This window comes from Kitasatospora dryopteridis (assembly GCF_050749075.1).
Taxonomy (GTDB): Bacteria; Actinomycetota; Actinomycetes; order Streptomycetales; family Streptomycetaceae; genus Kitasatospora.
In genome coordinates this window covers 7276770-7292174 of sequence record NZ_CP192749.1, presented here as the reverse complement: position 1 = coordinate 7292174, position 15405 = coordinate 7276770, and the positions used below count along the sequence as shown (strand labels likewise).

General features: G+C 69.2%; 12 protein-coding genes, 1 tRNA gene and 2 pseudogenes. 6 read left to right on the top strand and 9 right to left on the bottom strand.

Annotation, left to right across the window (positions count from 1 at the left end; translation table 11 throughout):
* Window positions 1-803 precede the first annotated feature (803 nt).
* Window positions 804-2138 carry a hypothetical protein gene (locus ACQ614_RS33045; RefSeq protein ID WP_431682707.1) on the top strand — a complete coding sequence of 445 codons (1335 nt, stop codon included), beginning with the start codon at window positions 804-806 and terminating at the stop codon, window positions 2136-2138.
* Between the two features lie 1480 nt (window positions 2139-3618).
* Here ACQ614_RS33045 and ACQ614_RS33040 read toward each other — a convergent pair.
* Window positions 3619-4314 carry an SDR family oxidoreductase gene (locus ACQ614_RS33040; protein ID WP_431682705.1) on the bottom strand — a complete coding sequence of 232 codons (696 nt, stop codon included), beginning with the start codon at window positions 4312-4314 and terminating at the stop codon, window positions 3619-3621.
* Between the two features lie 68 nt (window positions 4315-4382).
* On the opposite strand from ACQ614_RS33040, the gene ACQ614_RS33035 reads away from it, so the two are divergent.
* Window positions 4383-5246, top strand: coding sequence for a LysR family transcriptional regulator (locus ACQ614_RS33035; protein ID WP_431682703.1), 864 nt, complete (start codon window positions 4383-4385; stop codon window positions 5244-5246).
* A gap of 335 nt (window positions 5247-5581) precedes the next feature.
* On the opposite strand, the gene ACQ614_RS33030 is transcribed toward ACQ614_RS33035, so the two are convergent.
* A complete protein-coding gene (locus tag ACQ614_RS33030; RefSeq protein ID WP_431682701.1) occupies window positions 5582-6883 on the bottom strand; it encodes a terpene synthase family protein in 1302 nt (433 codons plus the stop codon).
* Between the two features lie 372 nt (window positions 6884-7255).
* Here ACQ614_RS33030 and ACQ614_RS33025 point away from each other — a divergent pair.
* Window positions 7256-7388, top strand: a pseudogene (locus tag ACQ614_RS33025) (IS3 family transposase); the annotation flags it as partial.
* A gap of 156 nt (window positions 7389-7544) precedes the next feature.
* Here ACQ614_RS33025 and ACQ614_RS33020 read toward each other — a convergent pair.
* From ACQ614_RS33020 to ACQ614_RS33005, 4 genes are all read right to left on the bottom strand, one after another.
* Window positions 7545-7621 (bottom strand) — tRNA-Met (locus tag ACQ614_RS33020).
* A 117-nt stretch (window positions 7622-7738) separates the two neighbouring features.
* Window positions 7739-9535 (bottom strand): acyl-CoA dehydrogenase, encoded by a 1797-nt coding sequence (locus ACQ614_RS33015; RefSeq protein WP_431682699.1) that lies wholly within the window; start codon window positions 9533-9535, stop codon window positions 7739-7741.
* A 62-nt stretch (window positions 9536-9597) separates the two neighbouring features.
* Window positions 9598-10368 carry an SDR family oxidoreductase gene (locus ACQ614_RS33010; RefSeq protein ID WP_431682698.1) on the bottom strand — a complete coding sequence of 257 codons (771 nt, stop codon included), beginning with the start codon at window positions 10366-10368 and terminating at the stop codon, window positions 9598-9600.
* Between the two features lie 315 nt (window positions 10369-10683).
* Window positions 10684-11061, bottom strand: a complete 378-nt coding sequence (locus ACQ614_RS33005; protein WP_431682696.1) for a MerR family transcriptional regulator — start codon at window positions 11059-11061, stop codon at window positions 10684-10686.
* Between the two features lie 116 nt (window positions 11062-11177).
* On the opposite strand from ACQ614_RS33005, the gene ACQ614_RS33000 reads away from it, so the two are divergent.
* Window positions 11178-12254, top strand: a complete 1077-nt coding sequence (locus ACQ614_RS33000; protein ID WP_431682695.1) for an alkene reductase — start codon at window positions 11178-11180, stop codon at window positions 12252-12254.
* A gap of 238 nt (window positions 12255-12492) precedes the next feature.
* Here ACQ614_RS33000 and ACQ614_RS32995 read toward each other — a convergent pair whose 3' ends face one another.
* Window positions 12493-13089: a hypothetical protein gene (locus tag ACQ614_RS32995; RefSeq protein ID WP_431682694.1), complete on the bottom strand. Its 597-nt coding sequence runs from the start codon at window positions 13087-13089 to the stop codon at window positions 12493-12495.
* Window positions 13086-13265, bottom strand: coding sequence for a hypothetical protein (locus ACQ614_RS32990; protein ID WP_431682693.1), 180 nt, complete (start codon window positions 13263-13265; stop codon window positions 13086-13088). The genes ACQ614_RS32995 and ACQ614_RS32990 overlap by 4 nt, the downstream gene beginning before the upstream one ends.
* Before the next feature lie 378 nt (window positions 13266-13643).
* Here ACQ614_RS32990 and ACQ614_RS32985 point away from each other — a divergent pair, with 378 nt between their 5' ends.
* A complete protein-coding gene (locus ACQ614_RS32985) occupies window positions 13644-14213 on the top strand; it encodes a hypothetical protein (protein ID WP_431682691.1) in 570 nt (189 codons plus the stop codon).
* Between the two features lie 332 nt (window positions 14214-14545).
* Window positions 14546-14974: a VOC family protein gene (locus ACQ614_RS32980; protein WP_431682690.1), complete on the top strand. Its 429-nt coding sequence runs from the start codon at window positions 14546-14548 to the stop codon at window positions 14972-14974.
* A 62-nt stretch (window positions 14975-15036) separates the two neighbouring features.
* Here ACQ614_RS32980 and ACQ614_RS32975 read toward each other — a convergent pair.
* A pseudogene (locus tag ACQ614_RS32975) lies at window positions 15037-15354 on the bottom strand (transposase); the annotation flags it as partial.
* Between the last annotated feature and the right edge of the window lie 51 nt (window positions 15355-15405).

Genomic DNA, 15405 nt, shown 5'->3' with positions numbered 1-15405 from the left:
AGCAGTGAGCAGGCACGGCTGTCCGCCGCCGCGCTCTGGGCGGCGTGCCGTCCGATGGTCCGGGCCGGGCTGTGCGGTGACGGGTGGTCCTACGCCGTCCAGGAGGGCGGTGACGCCCAGTTCGGCCGTCCGGAGGTGCTGCGCCGGCTGTCCCGCGGGACTCGGGTGGTGAGGCTGGCGAAGCAGGGGCCCGAGGTGCACGTCACCGTCGTCGAGGACGGTGCGGAGCGGCCGGGGGCGGCCCGCCGGGTCGATTCGCCGCGCGAGGACTACGTGACCGGACCCGACGGGCAGCCCGTGCTCGGGCGTGGGGGACAGCAGTGGCAGAGGATCGGCGTCGATCCCTGGCCCGGCTCGACGGCGGCGTACGCCCGGCTGCTGGCCGCCCTGACGACGGAACACGGCATCACGTGGGATCCGGAGGCCGACGGCGACGAGCCGCTGGCGAGCGCGCTGCTGCTGCCGGTCCTCGACGACGTGCCGCCGACGCGGACCCCGGTCTCCTCGGTGCGTGACTTCGACCTTGGCGGGCTCGTCGAGCAGACGCCGCCGCAGCGGTTGCGCTCCGCGATGGCGGCGCAGCTCGCCCGGTTGGCGTCCGAGTCCGGCATCGACGTTTACCCGGAGATCGCGCAGGCGCTGGAGCGGATCCGCCGGGACGAGCCGGTGGATCTCACGGACGACGGGGCCCTCGACCTGCGGATGAGGACGCTCTCGGCGGAGGTCCGGGCGGCACGGGGACTGCTGGAGGCGGCCCGATACAAACCGGACCCGGCACCCGTGACGGCGGCCGACCTCGCCGCGTGGGCCGTGCGGGACTCTGCGGCCGGGGCACTGCGGGAATTCCTGCTCTCTCTCTCTCTCTCTCTCTCTCTCTCTCTCTCTCTCTCTCTCTCTCTCTCTCTCTCTCTCTCTCTCTCTCTCTCTCTCTCTCTCTCTCTCTCTCTCTCTCTCTCTCTCTCTCTCTCTCTCTCTCTCTCTCTCTCTCTCTCTCTCTCTCTCTCTCTCTCTCTCTCTCTCTCTCTCTCTCTCTCTCTCTCTCTCTCTCTCTCTCTCTCTCTCTCTCTCTCTCTCTCTCTCTCTCTCTCTCTCTCTCTCTCTCTCTCTCTCTCTCTCTCTCTCTCTCTCTCTCTCTCTCTCTCTCTCTCTCTCTCTCTCTCTCTCTCTCTCTCTCTCTCTCTCTCTCTCTCTCTCTCTCTCTCTCTCTCTCTCTCTCTCTCTCTCTCTCTCTCTCTCTCTCTCTCTCTCTCTCTCTCTCTCTCTCTCTCTCTCTCTCTCTCTCTCTCTCTCTCTCTCTCTCTCTCTCTCTCTCTCTCTCTCTCTCTCTCTCTCTCTCTCTCTCTCTCTCTCTCTCTCTCTCTCTCTCTCTCTCTCTCTCTCTCTCTCTCTCTCTCTCTCTCTCTCTCTCTCTCTCTCTCTCTCTCTCTCTCTCTCTCTCTCTCTCTCTCTCTCTCTCTCTCTCTCTCTCTCTCTCTCTCTCTCTCTCTCTCTCTCTCTCTCTCTCTCTCTCTCTCTCTCTCTCTCTCTCTCTCTCTCTCTCTCTCTCTCTCTCTCTCTCTCTCTCTCTCTCTCTCTCTCTCTCTCTCTCTCTCTCTCTCTCTCTCTCTCTCTCTCTCTCTCTCTCTCTCTCTCTCTCTCTCTCTCTCTCTCTCTCTCTCTCTCTCTCTCTCTCTCTCTCTCTCTCTCTCTCTCTCTCTCTCTCTCTCTCTCTCTCTCTCTCTCTCTCTCTCTCTCTCTCTCTCTCTCTCTCTCTCTCTCTCTCTCTCTCTCTCTCTCTCTCTCTCTCTCTCTCTCTCTCTCTCTCCCCCCCCCCCCCCCCCCCCCCCCCCCCCCCCCCCCCCCCCCCCCGCCGGGACGAGCCGGTGGATCTCACGGACGACGGGGCCCTCGACCTGCGGATGAGGACGCTCTCGGCGGAGGTCCGGGCGGCACGGGGACTGCTGGAGGCGGCCCGATACAAACCGGACCCGGCACCCGTGACGGCGGCCGACCTCGCCGCGTGGGCCGTGCGGGACTCTGCGGCCGGGGCACTGCGGGAATTCCTGCTGCTGCCCTTGCCGGCCTCTGCGGCCACGGTCCTGAGCCGGCGCCTGTCTGTGCGTTGGCGTGACGACCTCGCTGCGGACCTGGCCAGCTAGGAGCTTTCGGGCCGATCATGCGACTACCGCCTGGTCGGATCGTTGTCCCGTGCATGGGGCGGGGTGATCCGTCGGATGGGAGTGGGAACGGCTGCGGCCGTTCCCACCGGTCAGCAGTGGTCTTCTGGATCGCAGTGCTCGTGCTGGTCGTGGTGGTGCTCGTCCTGTCCCACGTGAACATGAACACCGGTCCTGTGGAGGGCGGCGGCTTCGATTGAGACATGTCTGGCGCTGACCGCGTTCGTACCTGGTGGGTCCGCCGGATCCGGCAGAGCGCTGCTGCTCGCAGGTGTCGGGGTTACCGGGGCGGTGGAGGCGCCCGTGGAGCAGGACGGCTGCGGGGTGAAGCGGCGGTCGGAGGCACGTCCCGGACGGGCAGCGGCGTGGCCGCGTCCAGGACCGGGGTCAGCGCCGGAACGCCGACGACAGGCGGGATGTCCCGGTGGCGGCGAACCGCCGGGGTTGCCGCGGTAGCAGGAGGTGGCGGCGCTCTTGGCGGAGCAGCGCGCCACCAGAGATCCGAACCGGGCTTCGGTCTCCTCCGGGCTCTGGTCGAGGTGGGCGCTGATCTTCTCTCGCCCGGCCCCTCGACCCGGCGCGGCCGATGCTCTTCGCCACCAGCCCCGGCCCGGGTGGCCCCGGATGCCCGGGCGACGTCGCCACCCGCCCGGCCGACCCGGACCCGCTGCCGGTCGGCTCAGGGTTCAGGACACCACGTCGTAGACCACCACCCCCAGTAAGAGCAGGACTAGGGCCAGCAGGACCGCGCAGGTGAGACGGAACCGGAACCTGCTCCAGTACTCCGCCCGCCGACCGTCGGGAGTGTCGGTGCGCCAGACCGACGGGATGTCGACGCGACCTTCGGCGATAGCCGTCGCGGCCTGCCGCACATCCCCGGGGTGATAGGAGTAGTACGTCGGCGCCGCCCCGTAAGTGCCTCGGCTCTCCCCGCCGTACCGGCGGACGCGGACACCCGCACGCCCAGCGGCGCCCGGCAGCCAGTCCTCACGCACCGGCCACAGCGCGGCGACCTCGCGACTGTCCAGCCAGGGCTCCTCCTCGTGCGGTGACTCGGGTGCTCCCGGAATCCGGCGTGTGCGGCATGCATCCCCCTCGATACGGCAAGCCCCAGTACACACCCGCCGCCCCGGAGGTCGACAGGGCGCCTGCGGCGCTGCCACGCGCGATCGGTGCATCCCTCCGGGCCGTCAGGCAGCGGCGAGGCCGGCACCCTCCGGAAGAAAGTTGCCCCAGTACTGGTCGGAGAAGACGCGCGACCTCATCCGTCCTGCCCCGGCCCGTTGCCGAATCCACACCTGCCGGGCTGCGCCACGGGAGGGGTGCAGGGCAGGAAGGTGACATCGAAGTCGTTCGGTGAGGTTGGCGGCGATCTGGAGCGTGTCCAGGAACCGTGCCCGCAGGGCTTCACGATCGACGGGCGGCAGTACGCGGAACCCGAAGGCCGAGCCGTTCTGGACGGCTACCAGGGCACTACTTGCCCCTGGTGGTCGACGAAGTGGAGACCGGGCCTCCCCTGGTGCCGCTCGATCGTCTCCGCCACTCCGGGAACGCTCTCTTCCACGCTGAGCTCGGCTTCGGGGCCGCCGAGTTCGGTGCGCACCCAGCCCGGGTCCATCAGCAGCAGTGCTCGGGTGTCCGCGGGGTGGCGGGCGGCGTAGCAGCGCATCAGCTGGTTCAGCGCGGACTTGCTGGCCCGGTACAGGTCCTGCCCGCCATCGGTGTTCAGGGTGATGCTGCCCTGGTCGGAGGACATGACGCCGATGGTCCCGGTCGATGCGACCAGCGGTCCGAGGACCTCCACGACGCGCATCGGGCTGAGTGCGTTGGTCACCATGACCTCGGTGAACATGTCGGTCGGGACCTCGCCGATCGGGAGGTCACCGCGGGTTATGGCGGCGTTGACGAAGAGCAGGTCGAGGGAGCGCCGGGCCAACCGGTCGCGCAGCGCCGCGATCTGCTCCGGATCGGTCATCTCGAGGGACTCGACGGTCAGCCGCCCTCCGCAGGCGTCGGCCAGGTCGTGGAGGCCGGTGCGTCGGTCGGCGCGGACGGTGCCGATGACGTCCCAGCCTCGGCGGAGGAACTCGGTGGCGAGCCCGAGGCCCAGGGTCCGGGAGGCGCCGATGACGAGGGCGGTCTTGCGGGTTGCGGTCATGATCCGAGTCTCCGGACCGTCCGGCCGACCGTCCAATGCCCTTCCGAGCGCATTGATACCGTGTGGACATGGATCTGGACCTGCGCAAGCTCCGCTACTTCACCGCAGTGGCCGAGCACCGGCAATTCGGCCGGGCAGCACAGGAGTTGTTCATCACGCAGCCGGTCCTCAGCCGACAGATCCGCGCGTTCGAGCAGGAGCTGGGCTGCACGCTGTTCACCCGAACCACGCGCAGCGTCGAACTGACGCCGGCCGGGCGGCAGTTGTACGAGGAGGCACGGCGCATCACCACAGTGGTGGACACGGCTCTGCGCCGCGTCCAGGAGACCGCGCGAGGTGAACAGCGGCTGGTCGTCGCCTTCTCGACCGGCTTACACGTGTCAGAGGCGATCCGGGCGTTCACGGCGCGCCACCCGGATGTCGTGGTCGACGTCCTCCCGCTGCGCTGGTGGGAGCGGGACGCGCCGCTGCGCGACGGCCGCGCGCACGTCGGCTACCTGCGGCGCCCCTTCGACGACACGGGCCTGCGCACCCTCCCCATCGGCCGGGAGGCCAAGCTCGCGTGCCTGCCCGTGACACATCCGCTGGCCGACCGCCGAAGCCTCACCACGGCCGACCTCGACGGTGAGCCGATCCTCGACGGCCTGAAGCGGCAAATCTCCTCACTGGACGAGAAGTTCGAGCTCATCGCGTCCGGGCAGGGGATCGCCCTGGTCCCGCTGAGCATCGCCGACTCCTACCGCCACCCCGGCGTGCTCTACCTGCCCGTCAGCGACTACCCGCCCGTCGAGACCTGTTTGGCGGTGCCGGAGATCGGCTGCGCGGATCCCGTACCGGAGTTCCTGGCCGTCGCCACCGCCGCGCTGCGCAGCCCAGCGGCAACGCTCCCGGTCACTGCCGGACCGCGCGGTCCTGACCGCCCGCCACTTTGAGGACGAAGGTGTGGCGGAGCATGCGGCGGGCGTGTTCGGCGAGACGGTGGGGTTCGGCGGCGGTTTCCAGGGCCGGCGACCGCCCCATCACGCAAACGGCCCGGTAGAGGTTCGCGCAGCTCGGTCAGGCCCGGCGAGAGCCACGGACCAGCAGCACGAACCCCACCGCCACCGCGGCGCCGATCACGGTGGCGACCGTGCAGCAGCACACCACCTGTCGCCGGCCCGCTTCCCTGCGGTCGGCAGGAACCGCACCAGGACATCGCCGAGGTCGAGCGAGCCGGGGGTGGCCTCCCGGGCCGTCGGAGTGCCGCCGATGAGGATGTGCGAAATTTTCAACGAGCCTCGTCACCGCGCAGCCGCTGGCAGGCTGCCGCGCATACGCGGTCGAGCAGGCTGTTCAGGAGGCGGAATGCCGGTTCGCCCAGCACGAGCGGGAACCGGTCACCGCCGAGCGGAAGCTCGCCCGGTGGCACCGCGGCTTCGGCGCCGGCCAGTTCGCCCGAAGAAGGAACGACGGCACCGGACGTGCGGCCGTCGGGGGCGGGCGTGGCACGCCGGTGCAGGACGGGGCCGGGTTCGCCGGAGCACCAGGCGAGGAACCGGGCCAGGGACCGTGGATGCGGGCGATAGCGCGGGCCCCCAGCCCTCCATGTGGCGATCAGGACGCTGCGAAGAGTGCGGCGCGCCGGGTAGCGGGTGCTGGTGCCCGTCCATGCGGTGAGGGCCGTGCGGAACTGGTCGAGGAGCAGTGCGAAGCGGCGGGTGTCCAGGAGCAGGTCGCCCGGGGGGTTGGTGGCGGTGCCGGCTGCAGGGGGTGGTCCGGCGTGGAAGCCTTGCCTCACTGCCGAGTACAGCCACCGGAAGCGCCGTTCCTCCGCGTCCAGCCGCTCACTCACGTCCCGGCGCGCCTGCTCCCACGAGAGACCGTCATCGGCCATCCGGGCGGCCACGGCGTTGAAGGTCTCGCCTTCACCGCTGCCGCCCGCAAGGTCGTTCATGAGGATCCCGCAGGTCGAGAAGGCGTCGAGGAGGTCCCGCACCGTGGGGTCGCTCCAGTGCGGCGTGATGCACTGGTCGGCGAGTTCGCACCACATGGCGGCCAGCAGCATGCCGCCGTCGGCCGGACGGAGCATCAGGTACTCGCGCAGCGTGGGTGTCCGTCCCGGCTGCAGGTAGTGCACCAGCTTGTCGCGTGCCGCGACGATCCAGGCATCCAGCTGCTCTTGGTAGCGCTGCCACCAGTGGTCGGGCATTGTCGCGCGGGTCTGCCGGATCAGCTCCGCAAGCGCATGGACGGCGGGGTGATCGCCGGGTGCGGGCCGGGCGCTCCCGGAGCCGACGCACAGCAGCGACCGGGTGAGTTGCTCGATCGCGTCCGGCGGGGCGGCACGGAGGTCCCCGTCCAGCAGGTCGTCGGTCGTCCACGTCCACAGAGCCCACCGCGTGGCCAGGCGCAGCGGGAGGCCGCCGGCGGTGGGCCAAGCCTTGAGGCACAGGTCCACGTACCCGTGCGCAAGGTACGCCTCGGGGTCGGGGTGCAGGCCGTACCGTCTCAGGAAGTCGAGCGCGTCGGCGCTCAGGTCGGCGTGTAAGGCTTCCCGTGGCTGCGGGCCGGGGCGGTCGAAGTCGGTCACCGGTCGGGGCTCCTCGTGTGAAGGACCCGCGCCGGCCGAGCCGTCCTCGGCGGCTGGCGCGGGGGCATGAGCTGTCTCACGCGCTGACAGACCAACGACCGTCCGGCCAAGCCGTTGCGTTTTCGCACCACGCCGCGAACCGGTTCGGTTCAGGGGCGGCCCTGCCCTGTGCACGTGGCCCATGCCGAGAGGACCAGGTCGCAGCCCCTTGCGCACTGGCTGCGGGTCCGCAAGGGGCCGTCCGCGCCGGACGGTGGATTCGACCGCTCGTCGCAGCACCTTGGTCGTGGAGGGGTGGATGGGGCGCCCGGCCGGCCGGGTGAACGACGAAGGTGACGGGGCGTCCGGCGATGCGGGCGGTTGGAGTACCGGGTCTCTGTCGCGTTCACCGAACGGCTGGCGCAGGCCGGTATCGCCCCCTCGATCGGGACGGTCGCCGGCGCGTACGACAACGCGCTCACTGATCGGCCTGTTCAAGACCGAGCTGATCTCACATCACGGGCCGTAGAACCCACGCCGACGGACCCGTCGACGCGTGGCATCAGGCTCGCCACCGAACCCGGGACGGTTCAGCGCGCCGCTCGGCGGTGGCGCCGCGAGCCGGACAAGTAGGTGCCGAAACGCGGCAGGCCCGGCACCTCGGGTGCCGGGCCTGCCGGGTTGGTAGCGGGGACAGGATTTGAACCTGCGACCTCTGGGTTATGAGCCCAGCGAGCTACCGAGCTGCTCCACCCCGCGTCGGTGAACCCGACTGTACGGCACGGCGCTCCCTGGTGGGAAATGCGTTCCCGCCCGCCCGCCGGTCGAAGATACGAACGACCGGCTCAGACCCGCGCTCGGAAGGGCGGGACACGCTCAGAAGCAGTCCGCGGGCATGTCGAGGGTGGTGCGGTCGAGGCTTTCCAGCAGCGCGAACTGCGCCTCCGTCCTGGGCAGTTCGTAACGGAAGAAGTACTGGCCCGCCCGGCGCTTGCCCTCGTAGAAGGCGCCGCTGCGTCCGGCGGCGGCCAGCATCTGCTCCAGCCACATCCAGCCGACCACGACGTGTCCCACGGCCTCCAGATAGACCGAGGCATTGGCGAGGGCGCTCTCGGCGTCCCCGGCTTCCCACAGGCGCCGCGTCACGGCGGCGACGCGGGCGACGGAGGCGTCCAGCTGCCGTCCGAAGCCGGCGACCTGGTCGTCCGCGGCCGCCGCACGGGCGGTCGTCATGGAGATGGTCTCGATGAGCAGGCGGAGCCCCGTGCCGCCGTCCATGACGACCTTTCGGCCCAGCAGGTCGAGGCCGTGGACGCCGTGCGTCCCCTCGTGGATGGGGTTGAGGCGGTTGTCCCGGTAGAACTGCTCGACGTTGTACTCGCGGGTGTAGCCGTAGCCGCCGTGGACCTGGATGGCGAGGTTGTTGGCTTCCAGGCACCACTGGGAGGGCCAGCTCTTGGCGATCGGGGTGAGCATGTCCAGCAGAAGCCCGGCCCTGGCCCGCTCGTCGGCCGTCGGGGCGGTTCGCTCGTCGTCCAGCAGCCGCCCGCAGTACAGGATGAGAGCCAGCGCGCCTTCGACGTACGACTTCTGGGCGAGGAGCATGCGCCGGACATCGGGATGCCCGATGATCGGGATCTGGGGGGCGGCGGCGTCCCTGGCCTTGAGCGGGCGCCCCTGGGGCCGGGTGCGCGCGTAGTCCAGGGCGTGCAGGTAGCCGGTGTAACCGAGCGCCGTGGCGCCGAGTCCGACACCGATACGGGCCTCGTTCATCATGTGGAACATGTAGGACAGTCCGCAGTGGGGCTTCCCGACCAGGAAGCCGATGGCACCGGGGGCCCCTCCGGGCCGGAAAGCGCCCTCGCCGAAGTTCAGCAGCGTGTTGGTCGTCCCTCGGTACCCCATCTTGTGATTGAGGCCGGCCAGGGCGACGTCGTTGCGCTCGCCGAGCGTCCCGTCGGCCCCCACCAGGACCTTGGGGACGATGAAGAGCGAGAGTCCCTTCACCCCGGGCGGGCCGCCGGGGATCCTGGCCAGGACCAGGTGGACGATGTTCTCCGTCAGTTCGTGGTCGCCACCCGAAATCCACATCTTGTTGCCGAACAGGCGATAGGTGCCGTCGTCGGCCGGTTCCGCGCGGGTGCGCACATCGGCCAGCGAGGAGCCCGCCTGTGGTTCCGACAGGCACATGGTCCCGGAGAAGCGGCCCTCGACCATCGGGCGGACATAGGTGTCGATCTGCCCGGGGGTGCCGTGGGCCAGCAGCAGGTTCGCGTTGCCCATGGTGAGGAAGGGGTAGGCGGCCGTTCCCACGTTGGCCGCCTGGAACCAGGCGAAGCAGGCGTTGGCCACCACACTCGGCAACTGCATGCCGCCCACTTCGTGGTCCATGCCCCCGCCGATCAGCCCGGCGCCGGCGAAGACCTTCAGGGCCTCTTCGACTTCGGGGATCATGTGCACCCGCTCGCCGTCGAAGTGCGGCTCCTGGGTGTCGTTCTTCTTGTTGTGCGGGGCGAAGTGCCGGGCGGCGATCGTCTCGCCGAGGTCCAGTACCGCGTCGAAGGTCTCGCGCGAGTGGTCGGCGAAACGGGGGCGCGCGGTCAGGGATTCGACGTCGAGCCACTCGTGCAGCAGGAAGTCGAGGTCTCGGCGGGAGAGCAGGAGGGAGGCCATGGTGCTCTTCCTCTCGGGTTCGGGTCGCTTGTGCGAGGGGGAGGGAGGCCGTCGGCGGCAGGTCAGACCGTGGTGCCGAGGCCGCCGTCGACGGGGATGACGGCGCCGGTGACGTAGGCGCCCGCGCGGCTGGCCAGGTAGACGGCGACGCCTGCCATGTCGTCCGGCCGCCCGATCCGGCGCAGCGGAGCCGCCTCCGCGATCGCCTCGCCCATGGCGTCCAGGGTCGCGGCCATCATCTTCGACTCGAAGGGGCCGGGAGCGATGGCGTTCACCGTGATGCCCTGCGGCCCGAGCTCCTTGGCCAGGACGCGGGTCAGGTGGTGCAGGCCCGCCTTGCTGGCCGCGTAGGAGTAGGCCGAGACCGGGCTGACGTGGAGTCCGTCGATGGATCCGACGTTGATGATCCGCGCAGGGTCCTCCGTCGACCCGCCGGCGCGCAGCTTCGGCAGGAGGGCCTGGGTGAGCAGGAAGGGGCTGCGCAGGTTGAGGTCCATCACCTTGTCCCAGCCGCTGACCGGGAACTCGTCCAGGGGCGCGCCCCAGGTGGCGCCGGCGTTGTTCACCAGGATGTGCAGCCGCTCCTCCCGCTCCCCGATGTCTGCGGCGAGCCGGTGGCACTCCTCCTCGCGCGACAGGTCGGCGGGCAGCGCGACCGCCCGGCCGGGACCGGAAAGCCCGCGCACGGCCTCCTCGCAGGCTTCCGCCTTGCGGGAGCTGATGTAGACCTTGGCTCCCGCTTCGACCAGGCCCCGGGCGATCATCAGGCCTATGCCGCGGGAACCGCCGGTCACGAGGGCGGTTTTGCCGGAGAGGGAGAACAGCGAGGTCACGGTGGACTCCTGAGGGAGAGGGGCGGCTCGGGCGGGCTGTTCCGGCCCAGGACGGATACTAAGCGGTTGCTTAGCATCTGGCCCGAGGCGAGATACTAAGCAGTTGCTTAGCCGCTGTTCAAGCCTTGCGCCCCAGCCCGGACGAGCGCCCTCGGTGCCGCCGCCAGCGGCACGGGTGCCGCCGGCGCCTTCTACGGCCGGCTCGGCCTCGCCTTCCGAATCGACGGACCCGTGTCCACCCGCGCCGCGTGCGACCCGCCCAACGGCCTCCGGCTCATGCCCGACACCGAGGACTTCGCCGCCGCGCCGCGGACATCAGTCGCCGACCGCCGACCGCAGGTGCTCCCGATGTGCCTGCGCCATGGTCATCAGCCCGGCGAGGGCGTCCCGGGTGCGCACGAGATCGGCGATGCGCTCGGACAGCCGGTCGCGCTCCTGCGCCATCCGCTCCAGCGCGGCGTCGGAGTTCTCCTCACTGGGAGAATCGACGCACGGCAGCAGTTCGGCGATGGTACGGCTGGACAGTCCTGCGGCGAACAGCCGCTGGATGAACACGACCCGCTCGACCTCGTGGTCCGTGTAGTGCCGCTGCCCGCTGGCGCTGCGGGTGCTGGTGAGCAGCCCCTGCTCCTCGTAGTAGCGCAGGGACCGGACGCTGACTCCCGCCCGTGATGCCAGCTCCCCGATGCGCACGCCGTCTCCCTCCGTGCTGTGAGCTGAGGCACAACCCTTGCCTCTGACGTCAATGTCAGGTTCTAGCGTAGCCGCCGCGACCGGTTGCCCGGTGCCGATCACGAAGGAGCCATGACATGACGACCCTGTTCACCCCGTACCGACTGGGGGACCTGACGCTGCCCAACCGGGTGGTGATGGCCCCGATGACACGGGTCCGTGCCGCCGCCGGCGGTCTGGCGACACCGTCGATGGCGACCTACTACGCCCAGCGGGCCACGGCCGGACTGATCGTGAGCGAGGGGGTGCAGCCGAACGTGGTCGGGCAGTCCAACCCCGGCACACCGGGACTGCACACCGACGAGCAGGTCTCCTCGTGGCGCCCCGTCACCGATGCGGTGCACGCCAACGGAGGACGGATCTTCGCCCAGATCATGCACGGCGGACGGATTTCGCACCCCGACACCACCGGTATGCAGCCGGTCGGTCCCTCGGCGGTCGCGGCCGAAGGGTGGAAGGTGTTCACCCCGACCGGGCTCCAGCCGGCGCCGGTCCCGCGCGCTCTGGACACCGCCGAGGTGTCCGAGCAGGCCGAGTCGTACGCCCGGGCCGCCCGCCGCGCCATCGACGCCGGCTTCGACGGCGTCGAGCTGCACGGCGCCAACGGCTACCTCATCTCGCAGTTCCTCTCGTCCAACGCCAACCTGCGCACCGACCGCTACGGAGGCTCGGTGAGCAACCGGATCCGCTTCGCCGTCGAGGCGGTGTCCGCGACCGCCGAGGCCGTCGGCGCGGCCAGGACCGGAATCCGTCTGTCCCCGGGCGTGACCTTCTGGGGAGTCGAGGAGACCGACGTCCCCGAGCTCTACATCGCGCTACTGACCGAGCTGTCCCGCCTCGGGCTGGCCTACATCCACCTCGAAGCCACCGCCGAGGAGGAGGTGCTGGCCGGCCTGCGCCGCGCATGGCAGGGTCCTCTGATCATGAACCCGGTGCTCCCGATGGGACCGAAGCACACCGGCCGGGACGATGCCGACCACTGGCTCGACCTGGGGGCCGAGCTCATCAGCTTCGGCCGCGCCTTCATCTCCAACCCCGACCTGGTCGAGCGGCTGCGCACCGGAGCACCGCTCGCTCCCGTCGACGAAGCCACGTACTACCAGGGCGGCGACGCGGGGTACCTGACCTACCCGGCATACCAGTACACGGCCTGACACCGTCCCCTCGGCGTCCGGCCCCGCCGCATCCGGCGGCCCCGGTGCGGCGGTCAGGCGCCGACGCCGCCCAGGGGCCGTCCGGCAGCGGGTCGCCTCCGGTGGAGGCGGTGTCCTGTGCCTCGACACCGCCGAGGCACAGGTACCGCTCGCCCCGCTCGACGCGGCCTACCGGGCCTGCGACGACCTGGCCCAGGCAACTGGGGAGTCTTCCTGCAGCACCCCGACGCGGAGATCATCACCAGCTTCCCGGGCCATTCGGCGACGTCCGTGACGGGGAGGTTGTCCGGTTGACCTGCTTGGTGACGCGGTAGACGTCGTCGGCGACGATGTTGTTGATGTTGACGGCGTGCGCCTCGCCGTTGCGCAGGCCGCAGCCGCTCATGAGGTCGACCACCAGCCGGAAGGCATCGTCGCCGGCCGTGCGGAGTGCCTGGAGCTGGGCCGGGGAGGGGATGACGGCCCGCTTCGGGTTGCACTGCGGCGGCTTCACCCCGGCGAAGGGGTTCTCGTCGTACAGGCCGAGGCGGTGCGCGTCGAGCAGGATCGCCTTCAGCTTGTCGAAGGCGTTGGCCTGCGTCGCAAGGCCGACGCCGTTGCGTTCCATGGTCTGGACGAACGTATCCACGACCTTGTGGTCGAAGGTACCCATCCGCCGGCTGCGGAACGCCGGGTACAGGCGGTGCTCCAGCAGCGAGTCGATCTGCCGGACCAAGGCGGCGCCCAGGTCCCGCCGGCCGGCCTTCCACTCGGCGACGTAGTCCCCGAACTGCATCGCCCCGCACTTCTGGACGCGCTCGGCCTTGGGCCGGCTCTGCGGCTCGTTCTTCCTCACCCGGTACATCTCGGCGAGCCGGGACTTGGCCCTGTCCTGGTGCTGAACCCGCCCTCCTGGGCCTGCTTGCCCGCCGCGTTGCGGTACCGGATCTTGTATTCGTGCGGCACCTGGTCGGGGTGCTCGCAGTCCATGAAGGCGCTGCCCATGCCGCGGATGATGCCTGCGGTCGCCACGATCGTTCCCACTCCCCCGGTGTCATGCTGACGCTTGCTGACCCCGGATGGTCGACCAAGCCTCCAACCTGGGACGAACCGTCACATACATGGTATGTGACGGATTCTCATCTTCGGGCTGGTGCGGCGGAGTCCGAGCGGATCGATGCCGACCTTTTGCCAACTGGACGCGCCTGACGACCGGTTCGCGGCCTCCACTCTGCTTTGCAGTCCCGCAACCCCCGGCTCCGCCTGGTGCGTGTTAACCAGCGACCTCAACCTGCAGACCGAGCCGAAGCCCGACGCCTTCCCGCCGGGCCCGTCCCGAACCGCAGGCTGGCGCAGCGGCCGCGGAGGCGGGCAGAATCCAATACCGAGACCGACATGAAGGAGTGAATTTTGCCCGGCCAGTCCCCAGCGAACCCACACGTCACCGTCGCCTTAGACAACCCCATACCTATCTACAATCTTGATTCTCGACGGTGGGCGATCATTCGGCACTCGCTGTCCATCACCATCACGACAGCAGTCATCGTAATGGCTTTCATGGTTATCACCCTTCCGATTATGGCAGTCTTTTTGATCGACGAAGCGTTCATCGCCAGCGACTACGCCGAGTCCGTTCTGATTGCCGCCGGTGTGGGGCTTGCCGCAAGCGTTCTCATTTTTCCCATTGCCTTCGGGTTTGAGCGACTGGTCATGCGCGGTGGCACCGCTTGGAAGGTGCTGGCGGCGTGTGCACCCATAGCCTCTCCGGTCGCGGCTGCGCTGATCATCGTTTCGCTGTTCAAAATCCAGCCATCGGCCGCTGTCGGCGATGCTCTCGCCATTGCGATCCTGTTCTTTATGAGCTTCTCCGTTTATTGGGTGTCGCTGTGGTCGTTGAGTGCCGTTCGCTACGGCGCTTGGCGCTTTTCCCGGCGCATGGGCCGAGGTCGGCGGTTCGGCCAACCAGATCGTGCACGGTAGGCGGTGGGACGTCGAGGACCTCGGCCGGGTGGGGGTTTTCATCCTTGCGGGAGCCAGGGCGAGGCCGGCGGTCTGTTGGCGTGGGAGCAGGCCGGCGATGGCCTGGGCGGTGTCGCCCATGTGCTCGCGCCGACCGGGGTGACGGGACAGCGCCCGCCAGTTCTTCAGGCGGGCGATGCCGTGTTCGGCCCGGATGCGCCGTGAGGAATGCGCGGTGCGCCGCCGCGCGGGCATCTCCTCGTACCAGTGGTGGTCCAGGGCGCGACGGGGTCGCGGACGGATCCACCTGGAAATGGGCGGAGCGGCAGAGTCCTCCCTGGTATGGTGCGCCGATGTCAGCGATCAAGAAGTTCCAAGTCACCTTCGACTGCGCAGAACCCGAGCGCCTCGCTCGTTTCTGGTGCGAGGTGTTGGGGTACGTCGTACCGCCGCCACCGGAGGGGTTTGCCACGTGGGACGATTTCAAGCGCTCGCAGCCCCCCGAGCAGCGGGATTCGTGGTTCGCCTGCAGTGACCCCTCAGGTGTCGGCCCGCGACTGTACTTCCAGCGCGTCCCCGAGGGGAAGGCCGCCAAGAACCGGCTGCATCTCGATGTGCGGGTCGCCACCGGACTCGTGGGTGAAGAGCGCCTCGCCGCACTTGAGGCCGAATGTGCACGACTGGTCCCGCTCGGCGCGGTACACGTGCAAACGCTGTACGACGGCAACGATGCGTGCATCCCGATGCAGGACATCGAGGGCAACGAGTTCTGTCTCGACTGAGCATTCCCGAGCCGGCCACCTCCCGGTCCCGTACCGGGCGGGAGTCGTCCCGTGAGGGCGAGGTTGTGCTCAGCCTGCCACTCGGTCAGTTCGCCGCCGCGCGTTCTGCGGTGCGGGATGACCGGGCCTGTGCCCGGGTAGCCGCCGTCGGCGGTCGTGGTCGTTCTGCCGATGGCGGCCTTGGCGCCGGACTCCTCCCGGGCTTTGCAGTCGTTCCGGTTGCCCGGGAGGGGACTGCCGATCGCCACGGCCAGGCGGGTTTGGGCGCCGATGACGACCTGGTGGTTGGTGGAGTACCGGTAGTTCTCGGACCGCTCGGCGATGCCGTGGTCGCGGGTGGGGACCAGGGTGCCGTCGACGATCGGCACGGCTCCTTGCGAAACGTCGGCCGCCGCCGTGTCCGAGCTGGAGCAGGCAGTGGCCGCTCGCCA

Coding starts and splice junctions, on each gene's coding strand:
- ACQ614_RS33040 (WP_431682705.1), bottom strand. CDS start 4,314: ATGACCGCAACCCGCAAGACCGCCCTCGTCATCGGCGCCTCCCGGACC.
- ACQ614_RS33035 (WP_431682703.1), top strand. CDS start 4,383: ATGGATCTGGACCTGCGCAAGCTCCGCTACTTCACCGCAGTGGCCGAG.
- ACQ614_RS33015 (WP_431682699.1), bottom strand. CDS start 9,535: ATGGCCTCCCTCCTGCTCTCCCGCCGAGACCTCGACTTCCTGCTGCAC.
- ACQ614_RS33000 (WP_431682695.1), top strand. CDS start 11,178: ATGACGACCCTGTTCACCCCGTACCGACTGGGGGACCTGACGCTGCCC.
- ACQ614_RS32980 (WP_431682690.1), top strand. CDS start 14,546: ATGTCAGCGATCAAGAAGTTCCAAGTCACCTTCGACTGCGCAGAACCC.